An 11358-nucleotide genomic window follows, 5' to 3' on the forward strand; every position below is an offset into this window, starting at 1 on the left:
GCTGTTGTGGCGAGCAGGCTTGTCCTGCGTTGGGCCGCGAAGCGGCCCCAAACCCAGACACCACAGGAGAAATAGGCTGCTTTAAAAAGTTGTGTAGATACCTATGCTGCGATAGCGGTGCATCAGTGACAACTCCTTGGCTGACCCACTGCCATCGCAGGCAAGCCAGCTCCCACCTTTGATCTGCAGTGCTTATCGATTAGTCGACCGTCACGTTCCCCACTGTTTTTGCAGCCTGCCTTTACTCGCTTCCAGCACTTGCTCGCGCGTTACTCGGTTGGTAGGCATGGTCACCTTCTCCAGGCCTTCAAAAGCGCAGGCGTCCCCAACTGAACCGGCGAGCAGTAGGCAGGCTCAAGGCATAGCTCTTATTCTTCGCAGGAATGGCGCCAATTCCCCCCGCACCCCGCAATCGACTACCATACTGCGCCGGTTCCCAAACGGGACTAATAGGGAATTCGAAGCGCGGCCCATCGCGCCAATCGAAACTGCCCCCGCAACTGTAGGTGCCGAGCCTGCTCCCCATTGCCACTGGACCACGTCCGGGAAGGCCGGAGCGAGGCGACGACGCATCAGTCAGGAGACCTGCCGGCCCAGCGTTATCACTCACCGGCGGGGTGTCCGGGAAGGACATCCGCGCCCTGCAAACCTGCAGCGTTCAAAGGTGTGTTTCCGAGCCGTACCTGCCCTGTTTCCCGTACGGTTCACTCGGAGATTGCCCCATGCTGCTACGCGTTTGCGCCCTGATCACCGGCCTGGGCTTTTGTGCCCTGGCCCACGCCACGCCGACTCACTACCCGCTCACGGTGGAAAACTGCGGCAGCAGCGTCACCTTCCAACAAGCCCCGGCACGCAGCGTGACCATCGGCCAGGCCGCCACCGAGATGCTTTACGCTCTGGGCGTAGCGGACAAAGTGGTCGGCACTTCGCTGTGGTTCAACAGCGTATTACCGCAGTTCAAAGCGCAAAACGACAAGATCGAGCGCCTGGCCGACAACGAGCCGAGCTTCGAAGCTGTGATCGCCAAACGCCCACAACTGGTGGCCGCCGAGCTGGAATGGGTGGTCGGCCCGCAAGGCGTGGTCGGTACCCGCGAGCAATTCCACGAACTGAAGATTCCCACCTACGTGCTGCCCTCCGACTGCGAAGGCAAGGACAACCTGGTGGGCGCCGATGGCACGCGGCTGGAGCCGTTTCGCATCGACACGATCTATAAAAGCATCAGCCAGTTGGCTGAGATTTTCGACGTGCAAGCGCGTGGCCAACAGTTGAATGACGAACTCAAGGCACGCCTGGCAAAGTCCGTCGCCACCGCGCAAGGCAAAGGCCTCAAGCACGCCAGCGCACTGGTGTGGTTTTCCAGCAGCGAGATGGCGGCCGACCCGTATGTGGCCGGCCACAAGGGCATTCCCGAATTGATGCTGCAAACCCTCGGCCTGCACAACGTGGTGCAGTCCGACGAAGAATGGCCCGCCGTCGGTTGGGAGACCATCGCCAAGGCCAACCCGACCTTCCTGGTGATCGCGCGCATGGACCGCCGTCGCTACCCGGCCGACGACCATGAAAAGAAACTTGCCTTCCTGCGCAGCGACCCGGTGACCCGCAACATGGACGCGGTGAAAAACAACCGCATCCTCATTATTGATGCCCTGGCGTTGCAGGCCAGCCTGCGCATGTTCGATGGCCTGGAACAACTGGCCGGTGCCATCGACGGCTACGACCTGTCGAAATGATGCGCACCCTACTCGCCCTCGCCGTGTTGCTGATGGCCGTGCTCGCCGGCACCGCCATCGGCGAAACCGCCATCGAACCGCAAGTGGTCTTGCAGGTGCTGGCCAACAAACTCTGGGCGGCCGGTTACGTGCTCGACCCGATCGATGAAGGCGTGGTGTGGAACTACCGCCTGACACGGGCGCTGGTTGCCGCCGCGTGTGGCGCCGGGCTGGCCACCTGCGGGGTGATCCTGCAGTCGCTGTTGCGCAACCCGTTGGCCGATCCGTACCTGCTGGGCATCAGCGCGGGCGCCTCGACCGGCGCAGTGTTGGTGGCATTGATAGGCGTGGGCGGCGGGCTGATTTCGCTGTCGGTGGGCGCGTTTGTCGGTGCCATGGCGGCGTTTGCGTTGGTGATTCTATTGGCACGGGCCAGCGGCTCAACCAGCGGCACCGGCCAGATCATCCTGGCCGGCATCGCCGGTTCGCAGCTGTTCAATGCCCTCACCGCGTTCCTGATCACCAAGTCCGCCAGTTCCGAACAGGCGCGCGGCATCATGTTCTGGCTGCTGGGCAACCTCAGCGGCGTGCGCTGGCCGTCGGTGTGGCTGGCGGTGCCGGTGGCGGTCGCAGGCCTGGCGGTGTGCTTGTGGCATCGGCGTGCGCTGGATGCGTTTACCTTTGGCACCGACTCGGCGGCTTCGTTGGGTATTCCAGTGCGCCGTGTGCAATTTGTGCTTGTCGGTTGCGCGGCGCTGGTGACGGCGGTGATGGTGTCGATTGTCGGCTCCATCGGTTTTGTCGGGCTGGTGATTCCCCACGCCGTGCGCCTGCTGCTGGGCACCGGGCATTCGCGGTTGCTGCCCGCCAGTGCGCTGGGTGGCGCGTTGTTTCTGATCGCTGCTGATGTGCTGTCGCGCACCTTGATCAAAGGCCAGGTGATTCCCGTCGGTGTGGTCACTGCCTTGGTCGGCGCGCCAGTCTTTGCATTGATCCTGATTGGCCGGAGGAATGCGCGATGACGGTACTCAGTTGCACCGGCCTGGGCTTCAAGGTGCGTGAAGCGCATTTGCTGCGCGACATTGATCTTGAAGTTCAGCCAGGTGAAACCTTGGGCATTGTCGGGCCGAACGGCTCGGGCAAATCCACCCTGCTTAAATTGCTCGCCGGTTTGCGTGTGCCTGCGTCCGGCGAGGTGTTACTGGGCGGCCAGCGCCTGACCAAACTGCCCCGTCGCCTTGTTGCGCAACACCTGGCGGTGGTGGAGCAGCAGGCTGATACCGACGATGCCATCCGCGTGTTCGATGCCGTGGCGCTGGGCCGCACGCCCTGGCTGTCGGCGCTGAGCCCGTGGTCTGCCGAAGACGATGCCATCGTGCGCCAGGCGCTGCACGACGTCGATGCCACCCACCTGAGCCAACGCGCCTGGCGCAGCCTCTCTGGCGGCGAGCGCCAACGCGTGCACATCGCCCGCGCATTGGCGCAACGACCGCAGATCTTGTTGCTGGATGAGCCGACCAATCACCTGGATATCCAACATCAACTGGCGATTTTGAAAGGTGTGCAGGCGCTGCCGGTGACCACGCTGATTGCGCTGCATGACCTGAACCAGGCGCTGACCTGTGATCGCTTGGCGGTACTGGATCGCGGCTGCCTGGTGGCATTGGGCACGCCGCTGGAGGTGCTGACGCCGCAGCGGCTACAGGAAACATTCGGGGTGCAGGCGCATTACCTCACGGACCCGTTCGACGGCGCGCAAATCCTGCGGTTACGCCCCATTTAATGGACTGCACACCGCGCAAAGGTGGGAGCTGGCTTGCCTGCGATGCCGGCGGATCAGTGCCATAGCTGGGGCTGACACACCGCTATCGCAGCATAGGTATCTACACAACTTTTAGAGGCATCCCATTTCTCCTGTGGCGAGCAGGCTTGTCCTGCGTTGGGCTGCGAAGCAGCCCCAGTAAAGGCACTGCAATTTTCCTGAAAGTACTCAGCGTCTGGGTTTGGGGCCGCTTCGCAGCCCAACGCAGGGCAAGCCTGCTCGCCACAACAGCCCACTTGCGACAGACTTCTAACCGTTGTGTAGACACCTATGGCTATCGCAGGCAAGCCAGCTCCCACCTTGATCTATAGAGCCCGCTGCATATGTGTCGTCTGCCACGCATGACCTGAACCAGGCGCTGACCTGTGATCGTTTGGCGATACTGGATCGCGGCTGCCTGGAGGCATTGGGCAAACCGCTGGAGGTGCTGACGCCGCAGCGGCTACAGGAAACATTCGGGGTGCAGGCGCATTACCTGACGGACCCGTTCGACGGCGCGCAAATCCTGCGGTTACGCCCCATTTAATGGACTGCACACCGCGCAAAGGTGGGAGCTGGCTTGCCTGCGATGGCGGCGGATCAGTGCCATAGCTGGGGCTGATACACCGCTATCGCAGCATAGGTACCTACACAACTTTTAAAGGCATCCCATTTCTCCTGTGGCGAGCAGGCTTGTCCTGCGTTGGGCTGCGAAGCAGCCCCAGTAAAGGCACTGCAATTTTCCTGAAAGTACTCAGCGTCTGGGTTTGGGGCCGCTTCGCAGCCCAACGCAGGGCAAGCCTGCTCGCCACAACAGTCCACTTGCGACAGACTTCTAACCGTTCTATGGCTATCGCAGGCAAGCCAGCTCCCACCTTGATCTATAAATACCGCTGCATATGCGTGGTCTGCCACACCGGGTCGGCTTCGACGTCGATCACCTCAAACCCCTGCCGCCGCCAAAAATCAATCGCACCCGGCAAAAACGGATGGGTGTGCAGGTAAACCACCTCTACCCCATCCGCCTGTGCCTTCATCTCCAATGCGCGATACAACTCCCCTGCCAAACCAAAACGGCGAAACGCCGGCAGCACAAACAGGCGCACCACCTCGACGACTTTGCGGCCCTGGTAATTCAACTGCGGGAAGCGCCCGTCATACGGCAGATAGCCGACGGCAGCCACGATTTGATCTTCAACACAGGCCAGCAGAAACTGGCCGTCACCCTTTAGGTAAACGGCCTCAAATCGCGCCAAGTCATCCGGCAGGCCCGTGGCGCTGAGTTTGGGGAAAAGCTCGGCGCGGGCCTGCAGAACAAAGGCCAGCACCTGCGGAAGGTCGGCGGCCGTCACCGTCCGAATGGTCGGGCTTTGTGCCATACAATCTCGATCGCTCAGTGTCACTTGGTATGCACGTAGCACAAAGCAGAGCCCTTCACGCCCGACGCATGGACGCTGACATGCCGCGTGGAAAAACCTGGCTTCTCGACGAACTGCTTCTCTTGCCAACTCGCGTAGATGCCGTACTGATAACCGATGGCGCCATTGGCATACCACGACACGGCCATCTTATACACGCCCTTCTCATCCGGGGCCTCCCACAGCGTCTTGTCGAGGACCGGCTTCGCCTGGTTGAACGTGCGCAGGTGGAACGTGCGCGGCCCGCCGTTGGGCTCGGTCGAACTGGACAGAAACAGCGTGTCGTCTTCGGCATCGTCTTCGGCAGCCGCCAGAATCACTGCCGGCACCCACTTCTCGCCCCGGTACTCTTTTTCGATGAACACCGTGCAGCTCAACGTGCCGTCACCTGGGGTCTTCATTTTGAATTGCCGCTCGTACTGCCCGTAGGGCACATCAAACGAGAAGTTGTATTCGGCGGCTTGAACACCTGCCACCAGCAAAAATGCCGATAGCCCTGCAACTGCATGGGAAATGGTCACGTGTGCGTCCTTGCGAGAATCTGGAAATCAGGGTGTCAGAGGTTACGCGGGGTGCAGGTGAATGGCTAACCACTACAAGCGAGTACCGACTGGATTCTCGCCGATATCCACCGCCGGCTGTAAGCAAGTACGCCATCTGCCATCGCCACCGGAAAATGAATAAACCCATGGGCAGATTCCGGCAACAGGTGCGCCTCAACCTGCGCGGCCATGCCCCAGCGCTCGGCCATCTGCAGCGTGTCGTCCAGCAACGGGTCCAGTTCGCCGACAAACATCAACGCCGGCGGCAAGCCGGTCAGGTCGCCATACAACGGTGACAACGGCGGCTGCCGACGTTGCTCATCACTCAAGCCCGGCGTGAGCAGGCGCAGCGCATCGACCATGCCCGGGCCGTCCAACAACAACGTCTCGGGCCCCGCCGTGCGCACGCTCGGTGTGCCGGTCAAGTCGTATACGCCGTAGTACAGCACCGCACCGCTCACCCGCTTGAGCAATTCAGGCCATTGCTTAAGCGCCAACAAGGTTGCCGCCGCCAGATGCCCACCGGCCGACTCACCCACGACGAACACTGGCAAGCCTGCAAACTCATCACTGCTGAGCAGCCAGCGCGCTGCATTCAGGCAGTCCTCCATCAATCCCTCAACCGGCGTGTCCACCGCCAGCCGATAATCCACCGACACCACTGCCACACCACACGCCTGCACCATGCCCAGGTTGAGGTCGTCATCCATCTGCGCATTGCCGATCACCCAGCCGCCGCCGTGGATATCCAGCACCACGCCGTTGGTTTTCCCCTCGGGCCGCAGGATACGCACGGGCACACCGACCACTCGGCGGGTTTCAGCCGCAGGCGCTTTCTTGACCTTTTGACTGACTCGCAGCAACGCCTGGATCAAACGCGGCGTGACGCGATTGCGGATTTTAAAACGCGGCAGCCAGGCCAGCTTTTTATTGAACTGGCGCATCTGGACTAATTCAGCCTCGCTCGCGGGCCAGCGTTTATGAGCCATCAGCGGTTATTACGCAAAATTGAGAAATTCAACGCCGCCGCTACGCTCAGCCACGCCAGGTACGGGAACAGGATCAAGCCGGTGATCAAATCCAACCGCAACGCCATCACCACCAACGCCGCCACCACCAGCCACAGCAGCACAATCACCACCATCCCGGCCACGATGTTATGCGCGCCGAAAAACACCGGCGTCCACAGCGTGTTCAGCGCAATCTGCGCCGCCCACAGGCCCAGGGCCAATTGGCTGCCGGGAATCATCGTCAGGCGATAACCCGCCCAGGCGAGCAGCAGGTAGATGACGGTCCAGGCCACCGGAAACAGCCAATTGGGTGGGGTGAAGCCGGGTTTGACCAGGGTTTCGTACCACTGGCCGGGCTTGAAAATGATGCCGGTACTGGCGGCGGCGCCGCAGGCGATGAGGAAAATAAGGAAGATCATGGGCTGTCCTGGGCTGAAATCAGCGGTGATGGGTGGGAGGCCTTGTTCCCTGCCATTTCAATGACTCAAACACACGGGCATAAATTCCATCCAGCGCGGCAATTTGCACAACTCAGCGCCTCTTCTTCGCGTCATCAAAATCGACTAGGGTGCCTCTACGCCTTAATCCGTTTGCCGTCATTGGGATGCTGCGCCTTGAACCTCTCCACTGTTGACCACCGCGCCAGCCCCTGGTCGGTATTCCTGATTTTCCTGCGCCTTGGGCTCACGTCATTCGGGGGTCCGGTGGCGCATCTGGGTTACTTTCGCGACGAGTTCGTCACCCGGCGGCGCTGGCTGAGTGAGCGCACTTATGCGGACCTTGTAGCACTGTGCCAATTCCTCCCCGGCCCGGCCAGCAGCCAGGTGGGCATTGCGCTGGGTCTGTCACGGGCAGGCTACGGCGGCGCGCTGGCGGCGTGGCTAGGGTTTACCCTGCCGTCGGCCGTGGTGCTGATCCTGTTTGCAATGGGTATTGCCCAACACAGCGCGGCCATCCCGTCCGGCGTGCTGCACGGCCTTAAAGTCGTGGCGGTCGCCGTCGTCGCGCAAGCCGTGTGGGGCATGGCGCGCAACCTGTGCACCGACGCAACGCGCATCACTGTGATGCTGATCGCGGCCTGCATAGCCCTGCTGCAAACCTCGGCCTGGGGCCAGGTGGGTGTTATAGCCGCAGCGGCACTGGCCGGCCTGCTCTGGCTCAATACCCCGCCGCCGACCACCCACGACGCGCTGCCCATCACCCTCAGCCGTCGAACCGGGGCAATGTGGCTGGCGTTGTTCCTGGTATTACTGGCGGGCCTGCCGCTGCTGGCGCAGTTCACAACCCGCCAAGACGTGGCCGTGATCGACGCGTTCTACCGCACCGGTGCACTCGTGTTCGGTGGCGGCCACGTGGTGCTGCCGCTATTGCAAGCGGAGGTCGTGCCGACACTCTGGGTGAGCAACGACGTATTCCTGGCCGGCTACGCTGCGGCGCAAGCCATGCCCGGTCCCCTGTTCACCTTCGCCGCATTCCTTGGCGCGTCGATGCAACAGCCCCCCACCGGTTGGCCTGGCGGTTTGCTCTGCCTGCTGGCAATCTTTGCGCCCTCGTTTTTGCTGGTGATGGGCGCAATGCCCTTCTGGGAAAGCCTGCGCCGCAGCCCGCGCACCCAAGCGGCTCTCGCGGGCGTGAATGCTGCAGTGGTTGGCCTGTTGCTGGCAGCGCTGTACCAACCGGTGTGGACCAGCGCTATCTTCAGCGCCCGGGACTTCGGTCTGGCCCTGATTGCCCTGGTGGCGTTGATGGTGTGGAAATTACCCCCGTGGCTGGTGGTGCTGGGCAGCGCCGGGCTCGGATGGCTGCTCAGCCTCGGCCCGGCATAACCTCAGGCGCCACGATCGTGAGCCAAGGCCAGCGCGCCTGATAACTGCGGGCCTTGGCGGCGAACAACTCAGGCTCGCGGTGCAGCGGGTTAATCCGCAACACGCCCTGCTCCACATCCGCTAACCCATAGGGCGCATACACCTCGCCCGTGTCGATCTCCAGCCCGATGCAGGTGCCGGCCACCAGGTAACGGTCCACGCCCTGTTTAGCCGAGTGCAGCTGTGGATAAGGCCGACCAAAGCGCTCGCTGTACCAAAGGTGCACCCGCGCCTGGTTCTTGACCTCGACGTTAACGCCCAAATCCTCAAACAACCGCGCGGCGGCGCGGATCACTTTGTCCTCCGCTTCGTAGGACAAGTCCGTGTCGAAGTAAAAGACGTCGTAGTCCTTTACGTTATGAGCCGCAGGCAAGTTTGACTGATGGTTCCAGACGGCCTGGAACAGGCAGCCCGCCGTGAGCATGCACTGCTCTACGCCGAGGTCGGGCAGGCGTGCGGTGATTTCGGCGTTGATGGGGTTGGCCATGGCCAGCTCGAGCAGGGTGTTGACGGTCAATGTCATGTTTAATCCTTGTGTGTTCAGGGTGGCTCAAGTCACCGAACCTACACGACGGCGGGGAGGGTTTCGTGACAGCAATGTTTCTATACACTTTGCCCGCCCGCCACCAATCGTCAAGGATAAAACGATGCGAATCAGAGAAATGGCCCTCATCACCGCCGCCGCTTTGCTGCTCACCGCCTGCAGCGACAGCCCGTCGGACACCGACATTCAAGCCGCGCTGCAACCCAGGCTCGAAGGCGCGTCCTGCGTGAAGGCGGCGATGTTCAACCGCTTCCCGGTGACCTTGGGTGACGGCGTCATGAGCGGCACCTCCAGCGCCAACCAGCCGGCCTTCGACGCCCTGACCGACGCCGGCCTACTGGCCAAAAGCGCCAACACCTACAGCCTCACCGACAACGGCCGCGCCGCCTATGTGCAGCAAGAGTCCGGGTTCTGCTACGCCCAGGGCTATGAAATCGCCAAGATCCAGAACATCGCCGCCAACCCCAACCCGATGGGCGCCGCCGTGGATAAATCCTGGGTGGTGACCGTGGACATTCGCCAGAAAACCATCGCCGACTGGGCCAACACCCCGGCGATTGAAAAACTGGCCCGTAACCCGGAAAACCTCTCCGAAGTGCCCAAGACCTACACCGTGGTGGTGGGCCGCTTGAAGGGTGAGCAAACGCTGAAGCTGATCGACCCAAGGTTTTCGATCATGCGTGGGGTTGGGGTGAACCAGGCGTTCTAAGTGGTGAGCAGTACTGTTGTGGAAAGCGGGTTCGTTGTGGCGAGCAGGCTTGTTGTGGCGAGCAGGCTTGCCCTGCGCTGGAGTGCGCAGCGCTCCCAACCCAGCCACCGCGGTCCAAGAGGGAAACCCGGCCGCCGCTTTTGGGGCCGCTTCGCAGCCCAACGCAGGGCAAGCCTGCTCGCCACAAGGGAGTGTGCAAACCACAGGGAATGGTGAACAAGCCCGCACCACCTTGCTCCATTGCCTACGCGTGCGTCAGAATCCGCCGGCTTGTGTGCTGAGGTGGCCGTCTCTAAGGTGGCTCGGTCGCTGAATGTTCAGTGATCGGGTTTAGTAGCCTGAGTTGGGTATTGAAAAGTGCATGAGCTTCATCAATCAGACATTGCGTCTGTGCTTGATGGTGGCTGTGCGTAGGGCGTCCTCGGGCGCGCCGGCTTTGATATCCACCGGTCTACTAACCTGCGCACAGCTGCCACCTTTTCGTTTAGTAGCGAAAAGATGGCGGCCAAAACCAGGATATCGTTATGACTCAAGCAAAAATTGACTCAACCACCCTCTTCACCGTCGTCCCCCACGCCAGCACCGAAACCCTCATCACCAACAGCTACGAAACCTTCACCAGCGTAAGCACACTGCTGCTCGACCTGTCCGAAGACCTGTGCGGCAAACACCGCGACATCGCCCTGGCCATCCACCAACTAAGCGAACTGGGCGTGCTGCTCACGGCCAAATTGCTCGACCGTGAAGCACCTTGCCCTGGCTGATAAACAGCCCAAGGCAGCGCCGCTGATGGCGCTGCCTTCAATTAACCCCAGGGAACGAATCAACGTACTGAATAGTGAAGTCTGGAAAGGAGTCAACAATCTGGATCTTGTAGTCGGGGAAGCTCTCGACTGTTTTCCACTTGCCGGCCGAGTCGGGAAAACTGCTCACCTGTTTTACCTTAAGGTCAGGGAAACTGTTTACCACCTTGACCTTATAGTCCGGGAAGCTACTGACGAACTTGATGTTGCCGTAAATCTTCGACACATCAACAGTCGTATCAGCTTGAGCGCCGAAGGCACACGCCAGCAGCAGTGACGCGAGAGCAACCTTGAACATGACAGCCTCATCCTGAGCAATAAAAGGCGCCCAGTCTAACGCCCTGCGCGCGCAGCGTCCTGTAGTGCCGGGTTCTTAACCCTTCAACTCACCCGCACGGTTGCTCGCCGCATCGTCGTAAGCCACATACAAGGATTCGGCGATCTGGCTTTTGATGGCTTTGGCGGATTCCAGCCCCAAGACAAAACCTTCGGCTTTGCCGCCAGCGCGGTTGAGTTCTTCGTGGGTCGCGGCGCCAGTGATGGCGTCGAGAAGCTTAGCGGCGTGAGGGCCGACACCTTTGGGGAGGGAGATTTGGTCGATGGACATGGCGATACCTTGAGAAAAAATGATCGGGAGCGCATGGACCACTGCCGGGGGGTGCCATGGTAGACCGGTTGGCGTGGAAAGGGGGGCTTTCGGCCAAAAGCAGTCGTTGACGATGGACAGCTCCTGATCAGAAGCGGTCATTCTGAACTCATGTATGCTCGTCTGCTCAACCACACCTGAGAAAGCCCATTGTCCTCCCCTTCAGAATCTCCCAATCATTACTCTGCTTCTTTTGAAGAGGCCGTTGAACAGTTAGCCGAAGATCTGCGAAGAGTAGTCGGCAATCTTGTCCGGGAAGTGCGCAGTGGGTCGGACACACCGTCCTCGGCACAATCTGAAACGCTAGG

Annotated in this window: 13 protein-coding genes, 1 pseudogene and 1 riboswitch; of the genes and pseudogenes, 7 read left to right on the forward strand and 7 right to left on the reverse strand. The window is 61.0% G+C overall.

What is annotated here, in order from left to right; all coding sequences use genetic code 11:
- Positions 1–413 precede the first annotated feature (413 nt).
- A riboswitch (cobalamin riboswitch) is annotated at positions 414–608 on the forward strand.
- 114 nt (positions 609–722) lie between these two features.
- The 4 genes and pseudogenes from HBO41_RS28265 to HBO41_RS28280 all read left to right on the forward strand — a co-directional run.
- Positions 723–1733: an ABC transporter substrate-binding protein gene (locus HBO41_RS28265; protein ID WP_017138721.1), complete on the forward strand. Its 1011-nt coding sequence runs from the start codon at positions 723–725 to the stop codon at positions 1731–1733.
- Positions 1730–2734, forward strand: coding sequence for an iron ABC transporter permease (locus HBO41_RS28270; protein ID WP_169988602.1), 1005 nt, complete (start codon positions 1730–1732; stop codon positions 2732–2734). The genes HBO41_RS28265 and HBO41_RS28270 overlap by 4 nt, the downstream gene beginning before the upstream one ends.
- Complete coding sequence (locus HBO41_RS28275) at positions 2731–3495, forward strand: ABC transporter ATP-binding protein (RefSeq protein ID WP_169988604.1); 765 nt, start codon at positions 2731–2733, stop codon at positions 3493–3495. Before HBO41_RS28270 ends, HBO41_RS28275 begins: the two co-directional genes overlap by 4 nt.
- A 373-nt stretch (positions 3496–3868) precedes the next feature.
- A pseudogene (locus HBO41_RS28280) lies at positions 3869–4060 on the forward strand (histidinol phosphatase); the annotation flags it as partial.
- A gap of 334 nt (positions 4061–4394) precedes the next feature.
- Here HBO41_RS28280 and HBO41_RS28285 read toward each other — a convergent pair.
- The 4 genes from HBO41_RS28285 to tspO form a co-directional block, all read right to left on the reverse strand.
- On the reverse strand, positions 4395–4892 hold the full coding sequence (locus HBO41_RS28285) for a GNAT family N-acetyltransferase (RefSeq protein ID WP_017136902.1): 498 nt from the start codon (positions 4890–4892) through the stop codon (positions 4395–4397).
- Positions 4893–4912: 20 nt separating this feature from the next.
- The gene (locus tag HBO41_RS28290) at positions 4913–5452 is read right to left on the reverse strand and encodes a hypothetical protein (protein WP_169988606.1); all 540 of its coding nucleotides are present in this window, start codon (positions 5450–5452) and stop codon (positions 4913–4915) included.
- A 65-nt stretch (positions 5453–5517) separates the two neighbouring features.
- Entirely contained in the window at positions 5518–6462 is a 945-nt protein-coding gene (locus tag HBO41_RS28295) for an alpha/beta hydrolase (RefSeq protein WP_169988608.1), read from the reverse strand.
- Positions 6462–6902 (reverse strand): tryptophan-rich sensory protein TspO, encoded by a 441-nt coding sequence (gene tspO / locus HBO41_RS28300; protein WP_017136899.1) that lies wholly within the window; start codon positions 6900–6902, stop codon positions 6462–6464. The genes HBO41_RS28295 and tspO overlap by 1 nt, the downstream gene beginning before the upstream one ends.
- Before the next feature lie 195 nt (positions 6903–7097).
- Between tspO and chrA the strand changes: the two genes are divergently transcribed.
- Complete coding sequence (chrA, locus tag HBO41_RS28305) at positions 7098–8309, forward strand: chromate efflux transporter (RefSeq protein WP_169988610.1); 1212 nt, start codon at positions 7098–7100, stop codon at positions 8307–8309.
- Here chrA and HBO41_RS28310 read toward each other — a convergent pair.
- Entirely contained in the window at positions 8290–8871 is a 582-nt protein-coding gene (locus HBO41_RS28310) for a nucleotidyltransferase family protein (RefSeq protein WP_169988612.1), read from the reverse strand. The genes chrA and HBO41_RS28310 overlap by 20 nt on opposite strands.
- 124 nt (positions 8872–8995) lie before the next feature.
- Here HBO41_RS28310 and HBO41_RS28315 point away from each other — a divergent pair, with 124 nt between their 5' ends.
- Together HBO41_RS28315 and HBO41_RS28320 are read left to right on the forward strand one after the other, a co-directional pair.
- Positions 8996–9601 carry a hypothetical protein gene (locus HBO41_RS28315; protein ID WP_169988614.1) on the forward strand — a complete coding sequence of 202 codons (606 nt, stop codon included), beginning with the start codon at positions 8996–8998 and terminating at the stop codon, positions 9599–9601.
- A gap of 524 nt (positions 9602–10125) precedes the next feature.
- Entirely contained in the window at positions 10126–10365 is a 240-nt protein-coding gene (locus tag HBO41_RS28320; protein WP_169988616.1) for a DUF6124 family protein, read from the forward strand.
- 37 nt (positions 10366–10402) lie between these two features.
- On the opposite strand, the gene HBO41_RS28325 is transcribed toward HBO41_RS28320, so the two are convergent.
- Both HBO41_RS28325 and HBO41_RS28330 read right to left on the reverse strand, forming a co-directional pair.
- The gene (locus HBO41_RS28325; protein WP_017136894.1) at positions 10403–10702 is read right to left on the reverse strand and encodes a hypothetical protein; all 300 of its coding nucleotides are present in this window, start codon (positions 10700–10702) and stop codon (positions 10403–10405) included.
- Between the two features lie 75 nt (positions 10703–10777).
- Entirely contained in the window at positions 10778–11011 is a 234-nt protein-coding gene (locus HBO41_RS28330) for a hypothetical protein (protein ID WP_169988618.1), read from the reverse strand.
- Between the last annotated feature and the right edge of the window lie 347 nt (positions 11012–11358).

The organism is Pseudomonas sp. WS 5146 (genome assembly GCF_012985495.1).
Taxonomy (GTDB): Bacteria; Pseudomonadota; Gammaproteobacteria; order Pseudomonadales; family Pseudomonadaceae; genus Aquipseudomonas; species Aquipseudomonas edaphica.

Coding starts and splice junctions, on each gene's coding strand:
- HBO41_RS28265 (WP_017138721.1), top strand. CDS start 723: ATGCTGCTACGCGTTTGCGCCCTGATCACCGGCCTGGGCTTTTGTGCC.
- HBO41_RS28270 (WP_169988602.1), top strand. CDS start 1,730: ATGATGCGCACCCTACTCGCCCTCGCCGTGTTGCTGATGGCCGTGCTC.
- HBO41_RS28275 (WP_169988604.1), top strand. CDS start 2,731: ATGACGGTACTCAGTTGCACCGGCCTGGGCTTCAAGGTGCGTGAAGCG.
- HBO41_RS28285 (WP_017136902.1), bottom strand. CDS start 4,892: ATGGCACAAAGCCCGACCATTCGGACGGTGACGGCCGCCGACCTTCCG.
- HBO41_RS28295 (WP_169988608.1), bottom strand. CDS start 6,462: ATGGCTCATAAACGCTGGCCCGCGAGCGAGGCTGAATTAGTCCAGATG.
- tspO (WP_017136899.1), bottom strand. CDS start 6,902: ATGATCTTCCTTATTTTCCTCATCGCCTGCGGCGCCGCCGCCAGTACC.
- HBO41_RS28310 (WP_169988612.1), bottom strand. CDS start 8,871: ATGACATTGACCGTCAACACCCTGCTCGAGCTGGCCATGGCCAACCCC.
- HBO41_RS28315 (WP_169988614.1), top strand. CDS start 8,996: ATGCGAATCAGAGAAATGGCCCTCATCACCGCCGCCGCTTTGCTGCTC.
- HBO41_RS28320 (WP_169988616.1), top strand. CDS start 10,126: ATGACTCAAGCAAAAATTGACTCAACCACCCTCTTCACCGTCGTCCCC.
- HBO41_RS28325 (WP_017136894.1), bottom strand. CDS start 10,702: ATGTTCAAGGTTGCTCTCGCGTCACTGCTGCTGGCGTGTGCCTTCGGC.
- HBO41_RS28330 (WP_169988618.1), bottom strand. CDS start 11,011: ATGTCCATCGACCAAATCTCCCTCCCCAAAGGTGTCGGCCCTCACGCC.